Genomic DNA, 15,793 nt, shown 5'->3' with positions numbered 1-15,793 from the left:
GACGCTGCCGCTGTCGCTGTCGTACGATCACCGCGTGATCGACGGCGCGGAGGCTGCGCGCTTCAACGCGTATCTGGCCAGCGTGCTGGCGGACTTCCGCCGCGTCAGTCTGTAAGCCCACGCGGGCGCGGCACGCATCTGGCTTCGGGCCTGTGCGTGCCGGCCCGGTTGGGTTTGCAGCGGTCGGCGGACTGGTCAGTGGACTGATGGCGAGGACGACATGACGACGTGCGTGGTGGTCAAGAAAGACGGCGAAGTGGCAATTGCGGCCGACTCGCTGGTGACGTTCGGCGATACGCGCCTGGCGCGGGGTTATGAGCAGAACCAGAAGATCTTCCAGGTGGGCGATTCGCTGATCGCTCTGGCGGGCACAACGGCCCACTTTCCGGTCATGCGGAGTCTGCTGGCCGGGCTGGCCGATGAGTGCCGCCTCGGTACGCGCGACGACGTCTTCCGGACCTTCCTCAAGGTGCATGAAAAGCTCAAGGACGAGTATTTCGTCAACACCAAGGAAGACGACGACGACCCTTACGAGTCGTCGCAGATCACCTGCCTGATCGCCAACGCTACCGGCATCTACGGCGTCTATTCGTACCGCGAGGTGTTTTCGTTCGACCGCTTCTGGGGTATCGGTTCGGGGCGCAATTTTGCGCTGGGGGCCATGTCGGCGGTGTTCGACATGGCCGGCAAGTCGGCGGCGGACGTTGCCCAGGTGGGCGTATCCGCAGGCGTGGAGTTCGACAAGAGTTCGGGCGGCCCGATCGAAGTGCACACAGTACGTCTGCAGGATTGAAAAGCGTCAGCGGGCCCGGGCGATGCCGGGTGCCGACGACAAGAACAAGGAGTCAGGAATGAGCGTGGTGGAAATCAAGGTGCCGGACATCGGCGACTACAAGGACGTGGACGTCATTGAAGTGATGGTGAAGGCGGGCGATGCCGTCACCGTCGATCAGGCGCTGATCACGCTGGAAACCGACAAGGCCACCATGGACGTGCCGTCGGATGTGGCCGGCAAGATCGTCGAAGTCAAGATCAAGGTGGGCGACAAGGTCAGCCAAGGCACCGTGATCGCCACGGCGGAAGCGGGTGCGGCGGCAGCTCAGGCACCGGCTCCGGCCGCCACGCCCGCTGCAGCACCGGCCGCATCGGCCCCCGCTCCGCAAGCGGCCAAGCATGCCGGCGGCGCCGACATCGAATGCGAGATGCTCGTCCTCGGCTCCGGCCCGGGCGGTTATTCGGCCGCATTCCGCAGCGCCGATCTCGGCATGAATACTGTGCTGGTGGAGCGTTTCTCCACGCTGGGCGGCGTTTGCCTGAACGTGGGCTGCATCCCGTCGAAGGCGCTGCTGCACACGGCGGCCGTCATGGATGAAGTGAAGGCGATGGCCGCACACGGCATTGTCTACAGCGAGCCTACGGTTGATATCAACCAGCTGCGCAAGCACAAGGAATCCGTGATCGGCAAGCTGACCGGCGGGTTGGCCGGCATGGCCAAGGCACGCAAGGTGCAGGTCGTGCGTGGTGTCGGCACGTTCCTGGACCCGAACCACCTCGAAGTGCAGCTGACGGACGGCGCCGGCAAGGCAACGACGGGCGAGAAGAAGGTCATCCGTTTTGCCAAGGCGATCATCGCTGCAGGTAGCGAGGCCGTGAAGCTGCCGTTCATTCCGGAAGATCCGCGCATCGTCGATTCGACCGGCGCGCTGGAGCTGCGCGAAGTGCCGGCCAAGATGCTGGTCATCGGTGGCGGCATTATCGGCCTGGAAATGGCGACGGTGTACAGCACGCTGGGCGCCCGCATCGACGTGGTGGAAATGCTGGATGGCCTGATGCAGGGCGCTGACCGCGACCTCGTCAAGGTGTGGGACAAGATGAACAAGAGCCGCTTCGACAAGGTCATGCTCAAGACCAAGACGGTCGGCGTCGAAGCCAAGCCGGACGGCATCTACGTCAAGTTCGAGGGCGAAGCCGCACCGGCCGAGCCGCAACGCTATGACATGGTGCTCGTCGCCGTGGGCCGCGCGCCGAACGGCAAGCGCATCGGCGCGGAAAAGGCGGGCGTGGCCGTGACAGACCGTGGCTTCATCGACGTGGACAAGCAGCAGCGCACGAATGTGCCGCACATCTTCGCGATCGGCGACATCGTTGGGCAGCCGATGCTGGCACACAAGGCCGTCCATGAGGGCCACGTGGCAGCCGAAGCCGCGCACGGCGAGAAGGCGTATTTCGATGCCAAGCAGATTCCGTCGGTCGCCTATACCGATCCGGAAGTGGCTTGGGCAGGTCTGACCGAAGAGCAGTGCAAGGCGCAGGGCATCAAGTACGGCAAGGGCGTGTTCCCTTGGGCGGCTTCGGGCCGGGCCATCGCCAACGGCCGCGACGAGGGTTTCACCAAGCTGATCTTCGACGAGGAAACCCACCGCATCATCGGTGGTGGCATCGTTGGCACGCATGCGGGTGACCTCATCGGCGAGGTTTGCCTAGCCATCGAGATGGGCGCGGACGCCGTGGATATTGGCAAGACCATCCACCCGCACCCAACGCTGGGTGAGTCGGTGGGGATGGCTGCAGAAATCTACGAAGGCGTTTGCACGGATGTGCCGCCAGCTCGCAAGCGTTGATCTGCAATTAACCGTCAGGTTCTAGAGGCCACTCCAAGGTTTTGCTGGCAGGAAAAAGGGCCGTTCGATTGGGCGGCCCTTTTTTTCTTTGCGGCGGCGGTCAGCGCAGAGGCAAGTCAATGCCGGGGCCGGCCGGGCGCCGATGTCGGCGTAGCAGGCGCAGCGCAGCGCTCAGGCGGCGCCACAACTGTCGCATCAACCCATGCCGCCGCGCGCGCCACACGGAAATTCGTACCTGAAGGGCTTGCCAAGTCGGTGTCGCCTGCAGGGCAGCGACCATGCGCCGCTTCCAAGCGAGGAACGCGGCTTCCCACCGGGCATACCAGGCGATCGTGTGCAACTGGGGTCGCACGGCGGAATAGATGCGCACGCCCAGGCCCGTGCTGATGATTTTCGCGGCAACCAAAACAAACGTCCCTGCAATGACATGGCCCCGGGCCAGCACGTAGACAGCAGCCAGCTTGAACGGCAGCAACGCCAACATTGGCAGGGCAAACGCACAGAGGGCTTCGATGGGCTCCAACTCGGCCAATTTTCGCTCCGCCGCTCGGACCCAGGGATGCGCTGCCAGCCGGGCGGTTGCCCGCTGCATGACGTTCCAGATCCACTCTTCTAATAGCAGGATGAGCGCCGCCGCGACGATCAAACTGCGCTTGGCCAGGGATTCGCGAGACATTGGGAGTGAAGAGGGGGCGGGGGACCGCAATACAGAATGGAGCGTCTGCTGCCCACAAAAGTTCGCAATTTGAAGGGCGAGCCGTTTCCAGTGCACACAAAAAACCCGGCCGGAGCCGGGCTAAGGTACCCACTGATCACCACTGAGGACAGGTTTCGGTAGCGGGACCGAGGAGACAATCTAACGAACACGGTGGGATGGACCGGTGGGCGTGCATTTCGGTTCCGCGCAAATGCACGCAAACGACGTGTTTGGAGGATGGGTTCGACCGCCAAAACAAAACGGGCCTCCCGAAGGAGGCCCGCTTCAACAACCAGACGACTAAAGCAGCTTAGCGCTTAGGCAGCGGTCGTTGCCGACTTCTTGCCGGTGGCAGCGCGCGCTTGGGCCGAAGCCTGAGCGGTTGCCTTGCTGGCAGCGTTGGCCGCAGCGTGGAAGTTGCTTTCAGCCAGTTCCACAGCTTGCTTGGTGGCCTTCTGCACCGAGTCGTAGGCATTGTTGGCGGCCGACAGGGCCGACTTCACCAGGGCAACAGCCGATTCCGAACCAGCCGGAGCGTTCTTCGACACGTTGTCGACCAGCGCTTGCAGCTTGCGGCTGTTTTCAGCGATTTGCACTTCTGCAGCCTTGCTGAATTCGGTTTGCGTGTCCGAAGCGATTTCGTACAGGTGGCGGCTGTAAGCCAGAACCTTTTCGGCCAGCGGCTGCACAGCGGCGGTTTGCACCGACAGCAGCTCTTGGGCGTCCTTGGCGGTCAGTGCCTTCTTGGCGTGTTCGACGTTCTCGGCCAGGGTGGCCTTGACGACTTGCAGGTTCAGTTCGACCAGCTTTTCGACGCCTTCAAATGCCTTGTTGGTCAGGCCGAAGAACGTTTCCAGGTTGGCCTTGTGCGCCGCAGCGATCTGTTCCTGAGTCAGCATGTTGTCTCTCCAAATACAAAGGTGGGTCGGGGAATCAAAATAAAAATTTAGATCGCCCAGATGTACAAAGCATGACGGTCAGCGTCGGGCCTTCCAGGCGACATCGCGATGAATTAGGGATGGTGCATCGCAACAATTTCATTGTTGTTGAATGTCAAACCAGTGTCAAGCGTCCTTTGTGCATCGCACAAAAATCAGAATTCGTTGATTTTTCGTGCACAGGAATTGCGCGACCAACCGTTTGGCGTAATTTTTTGTGGCAGGAAAATGCGCGTCCGTGGTGCAGGTGAAATGCATTTGACCACTTCGGGCCGCAAATCCGTCTCAAAAAACACACGAGTGCAGCCTAGGTTAGGATGCGCCCGAGTGCCATTTTTGTTGCGTTGCGATTTGTTATCCACATGCGGGCGTTCTACACCGACCATTTTGTCTTGCCGCTGCCGCCGGGCCATCGGTTCCCGATGCGCAAGTACAGCGACCTGCGCGCGCGAGTGTTGGCCGATGTGCCGGGGCTGTCCATGCACGAGGCGCCGCGTGCCGATGACGCCGCATTGCTGCTTGCGCACACGTCTGAATATGTTGAGGCGGTGAGCGCTGGTTTGCTGGACGCGGCGCGCCAGCGCGAAATCGGCTTTCCCTGGTCGCCCGAAATGGTCGAGCGCAGCCGCCGGTCGGCGGGCGCCACCCTGGCCGCGTGCGAGGCTGCCCTGGCCGATGGCATTGCTGTCAATCTGGCAGGCGGCACGCACCACGCCTATGCGGATAAGGGCGGCGGTTTCTGTGTGTTCAACGACGCGGCTATCGCTTCACGCTGGATTCAGCGCCAAGCGGGCAGGACGCCCGCGGATTTTCCGGTCGCCATCGTCGACCTCGACGTTCATCAAGGCAACGGCACGGCGTCGATCCTGCGCGATGACGCCACCGTTTTCACTTTGTCGCTGCATGGCGAGAAAAACTACCCGTTCCGCAAGGAGGCGTCGGACCTGGACGTTGGCCTGCACGATGGCTGCGGCGACGAAGACTATCTTCAGGCGCTGAGCGGCGCCCTCGACATCCTCGCCGGCCGCTTCAAGCCGCAGCTGATCATCTACCTGGCCGGCGCGGATCCGCACGAGGGCGATCGGCTCGGCCGGCTCAAACTGACGCTGCAGGGCCTGGCCCGGCGCGACCAGGAAGTCTTCGATTTCGCATATCAACGGCGCATACCGGTTGCCGTTACCATGGCGGGCGGCTACGGCAACAATATCGACGATACCGTGGCCGTCCACGCGCAGACCATCGCGCTGGCTGCCCGCCACGCGCAGCGCTGGGCAGCACGCGACGAGGCCGCTGGCGCATCGACTTCTCTTCCGCTTTCCGCATGACCCAAGTGTCTTCTGTCGCGCCGAACTCCGCGCGCGACTCCCTGTTTGTCGTCGCCATGCCGTGGTTGTTCGTGCTGATCTGGAGCACGGGCTTTATCGTGGCCAAGTACGGGATGCCGTACGCGGAGCCCATGACCTTCCTGTTTTTCCGCTTCGTGGGCGTGCTGGTGTGCCTGCTGCCGCTGGTCTGGCTGGCGCGTGTGCCGCTGCCACGGCGCGCCGGCAAGGGCGACACCGACTGGGCGGCCGTCGGCCACATCGCGGTGGCCGGTCTGCTGATGCAGTGGGGCTACCTGGCGGGCGTCTGGGCCGCGGTCAAGCTCGGCATGCCGGCTGGGATGACGGCGCTGATCGTCGGCATGCAGCCGATTTTGACCGCCCTGTATGTATCCATGCGCGGCGAGCGCGTGTCGAATCGCCAATGGCTGGGATTGCTCTGCGGCATCGCGGGCGTGGGGCTGGTGGTTGCGAACAAGCTGCACCTGGCGGGTGTGGGCGTGACGACGCTTGCGCTGTGCGTGGGCGCGCTGCTGTCGATTACCGTCGGCACGCTGTATCAAAAGCGCCATTGCCCGGTGTTCGACCTGCGGATGGGCGCGTGCATCCAGTTCGGCGCCTCGGCGCTGCTGTGTCTGCCGTTCATGTTCCTGTTTGAGACGCGCGAGGTGCATTGGACGCTGCCGATGATCGGCTCGCTGGTGTGGTCGGTGCTGGCGCTGTCGATCGGTGCGATCTCGCTGCTGTTTGTGCTGATCCGCAAGGGCGCGGCCACCAAGGTGACGTCGCTCTTGTACCTGACGCCACCCACGACCGCCGTGATGGCGTGGGCGCTGTTCGGCGAGCGGTTTCCGCCGCTCGCGGCGCTGGGCATGGTGATCGCCGCATGCGGTGTGGCGCTCGTCATCCGCAAGTGACTGAGCCCGAGCGGCTGGCGTATCCTGATCGCTTTCCACTGCCACCCCGCCTGCCGCCCATGAGCACGCCCCGCCAGACGCGCGACGACTACCGCCACTTCCACACCATCACCACGCGGTGGATGGACAACGACGTCTACGGCCACGTCAACAACGTCGTCTATTACAGCTACTTCGACACCGTGGTGAACGCCTACCTGATCGAGCAGGGCGTGCTGGACCCCGAGCACAGCGACACCATCGGCCTCGTCATCGAGACGCAATGCAATTACTTCGCGCCCCTGTCGTTTCCGGATCCGGTGGTGGCGGGGCTGCGTGTTGCGCGCCTGGGCAACACGAGCGTGCGCTATGAGGTGGGGCTGTTCCGTGGCGACGCGCAAGATGCGGCGGCGCAGGGCCATTTCGTGCACGTCTACGTCGACCGTGAAACGCGTCGGCCGGTGCCGCTGCCCGATGCGCTGCGTGCCGTGCTTGAGCCGCTTGCGTCCAACATCACCGCCTGAATTTTGCGCATCGCCATGACCGACCGACGCCCCACCTCCGCAGAAGTCGAACTCGTCGATCAGGCAATCACTTCGCGTCGTTCCGTGCGTGCGTTCCTGTCGACGCCGGTCGCCCGAGAAGACATCGAAGCGATTCTGGATGTCGCGCGCCGTGCGCCGTCGGGCAGCAATACGCAGCCGTGGAAGGTCTATGTGCTGACGGGCGAATCGAAGGCGCGCTTGTCCGAATCGGTGCTGACGGCGTACGACCACCCCGAGGCGGACACGCTGCATCGCGAGGAGTATCCGTATTACCCGCGCACGTGGATCGATCCGTACCAGAGTCGGCGCCGCAAGGTCGGCTGGGATCTTTATGGCCTGCTCGGCATCGGCCGCACCGACAAGGAACGCATGCACGCCCAGCATGCGCGCAACTTCCGGTTCTTCGATGCGCCGGTCGGCATCATTTTCACAATCGACCGCGTGATGGAGCAGGGCAGTTGGCTCGATTACGGCATGTTCCTGGAGGCCGTGATGGTGGCGGCGCGTGCCCGCGGCATCGATACCTGTCCGCAGGCCGCTTTCACGCAGTTCCATCGGGTCATCGCAGAGCATCTCGCGCTGACGGATGACGAGATGGTCGTCTGCGGCATGTCGATGGGTTACGCCAATCCGGCCGCCATCGAAAATACGCTTGTCACGGAGCGGGCGCCTGTCTCCGACTTCACTCGGTTCCTGGACTGACGTCGTTATCACGGCGCCGCCTGCACGCTACAGCGCACATCTTCGTGCAAAGCGAGAATTGGCGGTGAAAAGTCGTCGAATTATGTCAACAGATACGACCGATCCGTCGTTAGACTTCAATCTGCGACTCGACGTACGTCACGCCCGTGTTGTCAGGAAGTGTTGGGACTGGTTGTAAGCCGTGATTGTTGTCATTGACGGCGAAATCCCGGGGTACTCTCCGCCCACAATTTCCGATTCCACACCGGGCGCAATGTGCGTCTTGAGCAACTTTCTTCGCGATTGGGTTCCTGCTCCAGCAGACAATTGCGTCGAAATGATGACCGAATGATAAGGCTCCAGAGGTCAAACTTTAAGGCTGTGAGCTAAGTCCTTCATCTTGCTAAGAATTTTGTTTTTGCCTACACTTGCGCCATCTCACGCGCGGGTGATCGAACCATGTCACGGTCTGTTTCCTCATTTTTTCGACGTCTCGGCTTTGTTTCGCTGATGACCGTCGCGCTCGCTGCCGTCTCCGTCGCTACCGTGGCTAACGCTGCCACGACCGACAAAAAACCTGCCGCCAGCAAGAAAGCCAAATCCAAGGGCAAGACCGTCGCCAATCGCAAGGCCAGCGCCAAAGTCGCGGCTGCGAGCAGCGATGAAGTCGCCTCGAGCAAAGTCCGCAAGGTCGTCACCGTCAAGGGCAAGCGCCGCGTGATCATGGTCGAGCGCGGTGCACGTCCGGTGCGTGCCGCGTTTGTGCCGGCAGCCCCGACGCTTGGTGAAGCGATGGGCCTGCGTTCGACGCCCGATGCGTTGGCGCTGCGTTCCTCCGTCGCGCTGGTGATGGACCAGAACAACGGCGAAGTGCTGTTCCAGAAGAATTCGTCGGCGGTGCTGCCGATCGCCTCGATCACCAAGCTGATGACTGCGCTGGTCGTGACCGATGCACATCAGCCGATGGACGAGCTGCTTGAAATTACCGATGAGGATCGCGACTACGAGCGCAACACGGGCTCGCGTCTGCGTTTCGGCACGATGCTCACGCGCGAAGACCTGCTGCTGCTGGCGCTGATGTCGTCCGAAAACCGTGCTGCCTCGGCGTTGGGCCGCAACTATCCGGGCGGTCGTCCGGCATTCGTTGCCGCCATGAACCGCAAGGCACGCGAGCTTGGCATGAACGACACGCACTATGTGGATTCGAACGGCCTGTCGAGCAGCAACGTGTCGAGCGCGCAGGATCTCGCCAAGATCGTGATGGCTGCCTACAAGGTGCCGCTTATTCGTCAATTCACGACCACCCCTGAGCATACGGTCAATGCCAACGGCCGCACGCTGCACTACGTCAACACCAACCGTCTGGTGCGCGGCGGCGAATGGGATATCGGTCTGCAGAAGACCGGCTTCATCAACGAAGCAGGCCGTTGCCTCGTGATGCAGGCCAACGTGCATGGCCGCAATGTCGTGATGGTGTTCCTGGATTCGGCAGGCAACCTCACGCGTTTTGCAGACGCCACGCGCGTGCGCAATTGGCTGGAGCGCAATCCGCACATCGAGCCGGCCACGCAGGCTGCAGCGCCGCTGCGGAATGTGCCGGTGTCCACGCGGCCCGCAACCGTGCTGGCGTCCGATCAGCACGGCGCTTGAGCCGGGGCATCGCCCAACAAAAAAGCGCGTCATTGAACGCGCTTTTTTGTTGGGTAAAGCCAGCCGCTCACTCTGCTCGCGCGGCGTCCTCTTCGTACGTGTAGCCCATGCCCTTGGAGATCTGTAGGGCTGTGTCCTTCAGGTTTTCGAGCCAGCTGTCCTGCAACCGGTCTGCCGGTGCCGACAGTGACAGACCAGCCACCAGCCGCCGCGAATCATCATAGATGCCGGCGGCGATGCAGCGCACGCCGAGTTCCAGCTCTTCGTTGTCGCGTGCGTAGCCGTTGGTGCGCACCCAGTTGAGTTCGCGTTCGAGCTTGGGCAAATCGGTGATCGACGTGCGGGTGTGACCGGACAAGCCGGTACGGGTGGCATAAGCCCGAACACGGCCCAGTTCGTCGGCCGCCAGGAACAACTTGCCGACCGAAGTCAGGTGCAGCGGCGCGCGGCCACCGATCGCCCGCACCACTTGCATGCCCGAACGCTCTGAATATGCGCGCTCGATGTAGACGATCTCGTCGCCCTGGCGCACCGAGAGGTTGACTGTCTGGCCGGTCAGGCGGTGCAGGGCGCGCATCGGCGCGAGCGCCGCTTCACGTACCGAGAGGCGCGCCTTCACAAGGTTGCCGAGTTCCAGCAAACGCATGCCGAGACGGTAGCTGCCCGGGTCGGAGCGATCGACGAAACGGCAAGCCACCATGTCGTTCAGGATGCGGTGCGCGGTGGACGGGTGCAGGCCGGTGCTGGCGGACAGCGCCTTCAGGCTGACCGGGTCTGCGTGATCGGCTAGCGCGTCGAGCAGCATCATCATGCGTTCGATGACCTGGATGGACGTCTTGCCGGGGTCCTTGTCTGCTTCTGCCATGGGTGCAGTGGGGTTGCGGATGCGATGCAAAATTCTATCCCACGATGTGAAAATTCGCACCATCCCGACGCATGATTCCGGGTATTTTCGAGGGCTTTGTCAGTCAGCCGCCCACTGTGCTCGGTAGCGCCTCGTGAAGCGCACTCACCACTGACATGAAGAAGTTCTGTGCCGCAAGGACCGCGCCGCACGTGGCAGCGGGCGCATAATGGCGGCTTCCCGCAGAACACACGAGACTCCCATGCGCGTAGGTTTGTTCGTCACTTGCCTCATTGATCTGATGCGGCCCGAGATCGGGTTTTCGGTGCTCAAACTGTTGGAAAAGGCCGGTTACGACGTTGTGGTGCCGCCCGCGCAGACCTGCTGTGGCCAGCCTGCCTACAACTCCGGCGACCGCCCCCTGGCCCGCGACCTGGCCGAGAAAACGCTCAAGGAATTCGAGCAGTTCGACTACGTCGTCATCCCGTCCGGCTCGTGCGGCGGCATGATCCGCAAGGGCTACGCTGATCTCTTTCGCGATGATCCGGAGCTGGCGGGCCGCTATGAGCGCCTGGCGCCGCGTGTGTACGAACTGACGGATTTTCTCGTCAACGTGGCGCGCATCGAATCGCTCGACTCCGAGTTTCACGGTCACGTGACGTACCACGATTCGTGTTCGGGGCTGCGCGAACTGGGCGTGAAAGCGCAGCCTCGCGAGTTGCTCGGCAAACTGCCGGGCGTGCAACTGACCGAGATGCCCGCCTGCGAAGCGTGCTGCGGATTCGGCGGCACGTTCTCAATCAAATACGGCGATATCTCCACCGCCATTGCGGATGAGAAATGCGCCAACATCAAGGCCAGTGGCGCCGATGCCGTGGTGCTCGGCGATGTCGGCTGCATGCTCAACATTGAGGGCCGGCTGCGCCGTACTGGCGACACGCACACGCGCGTGCTGCACATCGCGCAAGTCCTCGCCGGCGACGCGTAATCGCCAGCCAAGAACACGACGGAGACGCAATCGCATGCAAGTCCGCAGCATGGAATTCAAGGCGCGCGCCGGGCAGAAGCTCGCCGACAAGCGCCTGCAGCAGAACCTCACCAAGCTCTCGACCAAGTTCGTGACCGCACGCGCGGCGGCCATCCAGGACATCGATTTTCCTGCCACGCGTGAAGCGCTGAAGGAGCGCCGCAACCGCGCGTTGGAAAATCTCGACGTCTGGCTCGCCACGTTCGAGGCAGAGGCGACGCGCCGTGGCGCCAAGGTGCTGTTTGCCGAAACCACGGCCGATGCCGCGCGCCTCGTCGCAGAAATCGCCCGCAAGCACGACGTCAAGAAGGTCATCAAGAGCAAGTCGATGGTGACCGAAGAAATGCGCCTGAACCAGGTGCTCGGCGAGATGGGCGTGCAGAGCATCGAGACCGATCTGGGCGAGTACATCCTGCAGATCAACGACAGCGAGCCGCCTTCGCACATCATTGCGCCGGTCGTGCACAAGGATAAAGAGGAGATCGCCGATCTCTTCGCCAGGACGCACAACAAGCCGCGCCTGACCGACATTCCCGAGATGACGCGCGAGGCGCGCGAGGTGCTGCGGCCCGAGTTCCTGTCCGCTGACATGGGCGTAACCGGCGGCAACTTCATCATTGCCGAAACGGGTTCGGTGGCGATCGTCACCAATGAGGGCAACGAAGGCATGTGCACGATCATGCCGCGCGTGCACGTTGCCGTGACGGGCATCGAGAAGGTACTGCCGACGCTCGAAGATCTGGCGACCGTCATGCGCTTGCTGCCGCGTTCGGCGACCGGGCAGGCGATCTCGAATTATTTCTCGCTGCTGACAGGCCCGCGCGCGCCCGGCGAGAAGGACGGCCCCGAGCATATGTACTTCGTCATCGTCGACGGCGGCCGCAGCGGGCTGATCGGCGGCGACTTCCAGGAGATGCTGCGCTGCATTCGGTGCGGCGCGTGCATGAACCATTGCCCGGTCTATCAGAAGATCGGCGGCCACGCGTACGGCTGGGTGTATCCCGGCCCGATGGGCAGCGTGCTGACGCCGAGCTACGTTGGGCTGTCGAACGCGCTGGATCTGCCGCAAGCGGCCACGCTGTGCGGTGAATGCAATCGCGTATGTCCTGCGTCGATCCCGTTGTCGGATCTGCTGCGTACGCTGCGCGAAAAACAGATGGAGCGGGAACTTCGCCCGCAAGCGGAACGCTTTGGCTTGCGCGTGTGGGGCTTCATGGCCCGGCGCCCGGCGTTGTACTCGGCCGGTACCTGGGTGGCGGCGCGCGTGCTGCGCTGGATGGGCGGGGACAAGAAGCTGATCCACTCGCTGCCCGTCGGCAAAGGCTGGACCGATACACGCGACATGCCGGCCCCTGCGGGCAAGACGTTCCGCGAGTTGTACCGTGAGAAGAAGGCCCGCGCATGACCGCCGCTGAATCCCTCCAGACGCTGCGCGACGCGCTCGATCGTCACGCAAAGTCGCCAGACCTGCCGCATCTGCTCCAGCAGTGGCGCGACGATGCAGTCATCGCACCGCTGTTGATCTTGCCGCCCGCCTATGACCAGGTGCGGCGTTCCCTGCTGCAGCGGCTCGATATGGCGGTGTCGTTTGGCGAAGAGAGTTGCTCGTTCTCCCCATCTTCGTTGCTGGCCGAAATGCGGTTGTGGACGGACAAGGCTGAGGCCAAGCTCGCAAGCATGTAATCGACGGTCGACATGGAACGCGGGATGCGTGCCAGTGTCTGACCGCTTATTCCCGTGTCAGCCAATGCCATGAACCAGACCGCCCGCGAAATCATGCTGTACGACGCCCAGAAGAAGAGCTCGGGCGTGGCTTACCTGTGGTGGTTTCTGCTGGGTTTCCTGGGGGCGCATCGCTTCTACCTGAAGCGGCCGGGCAGCGGTATCGCGCAGGCCGTCGCCAACATCGGCGGTACATGGCTGGCATTTCGTGACATGGGTAACACCGCGGGCTGGGTCCTGGCCGTCATCGGTGGGCTGTGGGTGCTGGTGGACATGTTCCTGATTCCGGGAATGGTCCGTGCAAACAACACGGCGCTTGCCGAGCGGCTTTCGACCGCGCCCTGAAGGGAGTCGACCTTATGAGCAAAATGACTTGGTGGAAGCGCGCCGCGCTGTGGGTGGCAGGATTGGCTTGCGTAGGCGGCGCGTTGGCAGGTTGTACGACTTCGCGCGATCAATACCGCGAGAGTTCCAACATCAGCACTTACGGCGTGGTCGATGTCGGGATCGAGCGCACGTCGCGCTGATCATCCTTCCGTGGTTGACGGTGCCACGTCTTCAAACCGCCGCCACTCGCCATTGACCAGCAGTTCCAGCGGCTGGAACAAGGCCTTATAGGCCATCTTGCGGCTCTGCTCGATCCAGTAGCCGAGATAGACGTAGGGCAGGTCCAGCGCCTGCGCCTGGGCGATCTGCCACAGGACGTTGTACGTTCCGTAACTCGCCCTCTGCTCGATCGGGTCGTAAAACGTGTAGACCGACGACAGCCCGTCTTCCAGCACGTCGATCATGCTCACCATGCGCAGCTTGCCCGCCGATGGCGATTCGGGCGGCTCCCGAAACTCGACCAAGCGCGAATTCACGCGGCTCTGCAGCAGGAACTGCTCGTATTGATCGCGGCTGTCGTGATCCATGCCGCCGCCCGCATGGCGGACCGACTGGTACAGCAGGTAGAGCTGATAGTGCTCTTCGACATAGGTGAGCGGGGCAACCAGTGCCTCAAGCCCTTGATGCCGCTCGGCGGCACGGCGTTGCGCCCGCGACGGTGCGTATTGATCGACGACGACGCGGCACGGCGTGCATGCATGGCAATCGTCGCAGTGGGGCCGATAGGTGAAGATGCCGCTGCGCCGAAAACCGGCGCGCACGAGCTTGGAATAGACGTCTGCGTTGATGAGATGTGCCGGCGTGGCGACCTGCGAACGCGCCAGGCGGCCATCGAGATAGCTGCATGCGTACGGCGCGGTTGCATAGAACTGCAATGCCGAGAGGGGAAGTTCCTTAAGCTTGCTCATTGCGCACGGTCCACCGACGGAGCACCGATTTGTCGAAGTGCCACGGCACGATGGCCGGCGCGTTGGCCGCTTCACGCACATGTGCGAGAAACGCCGCGCGCGGCACCGGGGCACCGCCCAGCGACGCCAGATGCTCGGTCTCCTGCTGGCAGTCTATCATCGCGATGCCCTGACCGCCGAGGAAGGCGCAGAGCGCCGCGAGCGCGATTTTCGAGGCATCGGTGCGATGGGCAAACATCGACTCGCCGTAGAACATGCGGCCGAGCGCCACACCGTATAGGCCACCCACGCGCTGCCCGGCGTGCCACGTCTCGACGCTGTGCGCATAGCCGCGGCGATGCAGGGCGGTATACGCCTGGACGACCTCTTCGGTGATCCACGTGCCGTGCTGGCCGGGCCGTGCGGTGGTGGCGCACGCGACCATGGTTTCGCGGAAGGCGTGGTCGATGCGGATTTCCCAGGCGGGATCGTCAAGCACACGGCGCAATGTCTTGCGGAATGTAGTCGACACGCGAAAGTTCTCGGGGCGGAGCACCATGCGCGGGTCGGTGCTCCACCACAGTACCGGCTGGCCCTGCGCGTACCACGGAAAAATGCCTTGCCGGTACGCGATCAGCAGCCGCTGCGGCGATAGTTCGGCGCTCGCGGCCAGCAGCCCCGGCGCTTCAGAGTCGGGCCCGAGCGCGCGATCGACCGGCGGGAAGGGATCATGCGGATCCAGCCAGGCGATCATGATGCGGACAACGGTGGTTGGGCGTTACGGTGCCGTGGCCGGCGTGTCGAGCGAAGCCGAGCGCATCGGCTTGTAGATGTCGAGCGTGTGGAGGCGGAAGCTGCCGTCGGCGAGCTTGCCGGCCGCGCGGTCGGCGAAGAAGCAGCGCAGCGTGTGAATGACGGTCGGGAAGGCGAGGTCATCCCAGGGGATGTCGGCTTCGTGGAAAAGTGCGACCTCCAGGCTTTCCTCGCCCGGCGCGAAGTCCAGATCGTTCAGCTTGGCCAGGTAGAACAAGTGCACTTGATGCACGTGCGGCACATTGAGCACCGAATACAGCTCGCCGATTTCCACGTTGGCGCCGGCTTCTTCCTGCGTTTCGCGGTTGGCGGCCTCGGCGGTGGTTTCCCCGATTTCCATGAAGCCGGCGGGCAAGGTCCAGAACCCGTAGCGCGGTTCAATGGCGCGCTTGCACAGGAGAATCTGATCGTTCCAAACGGGCACGGTGCCGACCACGTTGCGCGGATTCACATAGTGAATCGTATTGCAATGGTCGCAAACGTCGCGCAGTCGGTTGTCGCCGGCAGGAATGCGCGAGACGACTGACTGGCCGCAGTTGGAACAGAATTTCATGGGGAATCGTCGCGGGTGGAATGTCTCAGTGTATCACCGCGGGCGCGCCGTCCCGGCGGTGCAGGGTGGGGCGGCAGTATCGACTGGGTTGCGCGCGAAATAGCGCATACAGCGGTGTAGAAAAGCAAAAAGCCCGCTGTGTGCGGGCTTGATGATTCGGCTCAGGTCTTGGAGCGAGCCGTTCTACTTAGCTGGTTGCGGGGGCAGGAT

At 63.0% G+C, this 15,793-nt stretch carries 19 protein-coding genes; 13 read left to right on the top strand and 6 right to left on the bottom strand.

Annotated features, from left to right (window positions below):
• The 3 genes from FUT88_RS24770 to lpdA all read left to right on the top strand — a co-directional run.
• Positions 1–115: 2-oxo acid dehydrogenase subunit E2 (locus FUT88_RS24770; RefSeq protein ID WP_147219170.1), on the top strand; the 115-nt coding region annotated here is incomplete at its 5' end.
• A 105-nt stretch (positions 116–220) separates the two neighbouring features.
• The gene (locus FUT88_RS24765) at positions 221–793 is read left to right on the top strand and encodes an MFS transporter (RefSeq protein WP_147219168.1); all 573 of its coding nucleotides are present in this window, start codon (positions 221–223) and stop codon (positions 791–793) included.
• Positions 794–851: 58 nt separating this feature from the next.
• On the top strand, positions 852–2,621 hold the full coding sequence (lpdA, locus tag FUT88_RS24760; protein ID WP_147219166.1) for a dihydrolipoyl dehydrogenase: 1,770 nt from the start codon (positions 852–854) through the stop codon (positions 2,619–2,621).
• A 100-nt stretch (positions 2,622–2,721) separates the two neighbouring features.
• Here the strand turns inward: lpdA and FUT88_RS24755 are convergent, their stop codons facing one another.
• Both FUT88_RS24755 and FUT88_RS24750 read right to left on the bottom strand, forming a co-directional pair.
• On the bottom strand, positions 2,722–3,297 hold the full coding sequence (locus FUT88_RS24755) for a hypothetical protein (RefSeq protein ID WP_147219172.1): 576 nt from the start codon (positions 3,295–3,297) through the stop codon (positions 2,722–2,724).
• A gap of 338 nt (positions 3,298–3,635) precedes the next feature.
• Positions 3,636–4,217: a phasin family protein gene (locus FUT88_RS24750; RefSeq protein ID WP_024975535.1), complete on the bottom strand. Its 582-nt coding sequence runs from the start codon at positions 4,215–4,217 to the stop codon at positions 3,636–3,638.
• A gap of 356 nt (positions 4,218–4,573) precedes the next feature.
• Here FUT88_RS24750 and FUT88_RS24745 point away from each other — a divergent pair, with 356 nt between their 5' ends.
• The 5 genes from FUT88_RS24745 to pbpG all read left to right on the top strand — a co-directional run bounded on the left by FUT88_RS24745 (position 4,574) and on the right by pbpG (position 9,350).
• Positions 4,574–5,581, top strand: coding sequence for a histone deacetylase (locus FUT88_RS24745; protein WP_147219163.1), 1,008 nt, complete (start codon positions 4,574–4,576; stop codon positions 5,579–5,581).
• Positions 5,578–6,495, top strand: a complete 918-nt coding sequence (locus tag FUT88_RS24740; RefSeq protein ID WP_147219161.1) for a DMT family transporter — start codon at positions 5,578–5,580, stop codon at positions 6,493–6,495. Before FUT88_RS24745 ends, FUT88_RS24740 begins: the two co-directional genes overlap by 4 nt.
• 59 nt (positions 6,496–6,554) lie before the next feature.
• Positions 6,555–6,998 (top strand): acyl-CoA thioesterase, encoded by a 444-nt coding sequence (locus tag FUT88_RS24735; RefSeq protein WP_147219159.1) that lies wholly within the window; start codon positions 6,555–6,557, stop codon positions 6,996–6,998.
• A 15-nt stretch (positions 6,999–7,013) separates the two neighbouring features.
• A complete protein-coding gene (locus FUT88_RS24730; protein ID WP_147219157.1) occupies positions 7,014–7,721 on the top strand; it encodes a nitroreductase in 708 nt (235 codons plus the stop codon).
• A 438-nt stretch (positions 7,722–8,159) separates the two neighbouring features.
• Positions 8,160–9,350 (top strand): D-alanyl-D-alanine endopeptidase, encoded by a 1,191-nt coding sequence (gene pbpG, locus FUT88_RS24725; protein WP_147219155.1) that lies wholly within the window; start codon positions 8,160–8,162, stop codon positions 9,348–9,350.
• A gap of 67 nt (positions 9,351–9,417) precedes the next feature.
• On the opposite strand, the gene FUT88_RS24720 is transcribed toward pbpG, so the two are convergent.
• A complete protein-coding gene (locus tag FUT88_RS24720) occupies positions 9,418–10,215 on the bottom strand; it encodes an IclR family transcriptional regulator (RefSeq protein ID WP_147219153.1) in 798 nt (265 codons plus the stop codon).
• Positions 10,216–10,456: 241 nt separating this feature from the next.
• On the opposite strand from FUT88_RS24720, the gene FUT88_RS24715 reads away from it, so the two are divergent.
• The 5 genes from FUT88_RS24715 to FUT88_RS26350 all read left to right on the top strand — a co-directional run bounded on the left by FUT88_RS24715 (position 10,457) and on the right by FUT88_RS26350 (position 13,470).
• Positions 10,457–11,182 (top strand): (Fe-S)-binding protein, encoded by a 726-nt coding sequence (locus FUT88_RS24715; RefSeq protein ID WP_147219151.1) that lies wholly within the window; start codon positions 10,457–10,459, stop codon positions 11,180–11,182.
• 34 nt (positions 11,183–11,216) lie between these two features.
• Complete coding sequence (locus tag FUT88_RS24710) at positions 11,217–12,626, top strand: LutB/LldF family L-lactate oxidation iron-sulfur protein (RefSeq protein WP_147219149.1); 1,410 nt, start codon at positions 11,217–11,219, stop codon at positions 12,624–12,626.
• Positions 12,623–12,904 carry a hypothetical protein gene (locus FUT88_RS24705; protein ID WP_147219147.1) on the top strand — a complete coding sequence of 94 codons (282 nt, stop codon included), beginning with the start codon at positions 12,623–12,625 and terminating at the stop codon, positions 12,902–12,904. The genes FUT88_RS24710 and FUT88_RS24705 overlap by 4 nt, the downstream gene beginning before the upstream one ends.
• A 69-nt stretch (positions 12,905–12,973) precedes the next feature.
• Positions 12,974–13,288: a TM2 domain-containing protein gene (locus FUT88_RS24700; protein WP_147219145.1), complete on the top strand. Its 315-nt coding sequence runs from the start codon at positions 12,974–12,976 to the stop codon at positions 13,286–13,288.
• A gap of 14 nt (positions 13,289–13,302) precedes the next feature.
• Positions 13,303–13,470, top strand: coding sequence for a hypothetical protein (locus FUT88_RS26350; RefSeq protein WP_186829376.1), 168 nt, complete (start codon positions 13,303–13,305; stop codon positions 13,468–13,470).
• Here the strand turns inward: FUT88_RS26350 and FUT88_RS24695 are convergent, their stop codons facing one another.
• Genes FUT88_RS24695 through FUT88_RS24685 form a run of 3 tightly spaced genes read right to left on the bottom strand, consistent with a single transcriptional unit; the run spans position 13,471 to position 15,583 of the window.
• Positions 13,471–14,238 (bottom strand): arginyltransferase, encoded by a 768-nt coding sequence (locus tag FUT88_RS24695; RefSeq protein ID WP_147219143.1) that lies wholly within the window; start codon positions 14,236–14,238, stop codon positions 13,471–13,473.
• Positions 14,225–14,971 carry a leucyl/phenylalanyl-tRNA--protein transferase gene (aat, locus tag FUT88_RS24690; RefSeq protein WP_147219141.1) on the bottom strand — a complete coding sequence of 249 codons (747 nt, stop codon included), beginning with the start codon at positions 14,969–14,971 and terminating at the stop codon, positions 14,225–14,227. The genes FUT88_RS24695 and aat overlap by 14 nt, the downstream gene beginning before the upstream one ends.
• Before the next feature lie 24 nt (positions 14,972–14,995).
• Complete coding sequence (locus tag FUT88_RS24685) at positions 14,996–15,583, bottom strand: NUDIX hydrolase (RefSeq protein ID WP_147219139.1); 588 nt, start codon at positions 15,581–15,583, stop codon at positions 14,996–14,998.
• Positions 15,584–15,793 lie beyond the last annotated feature (210 nt).

This window comes from Ralstonia sp. TCR112, from assembly GCF_007997035.1.
In the GTDB taxonomy this organism is placed as follows: domain Bacteria; phylum Pseudomonadota; class Gammaproteobacteria; order Burkholderiales; family Burkholderiaceae; genus Ralstonia; species Ralstonia edaphi.
Note: the sequence above shows the minus strand (reverse complement) of the source record. Positions and strands in the feature narration are given on the sequence as shown.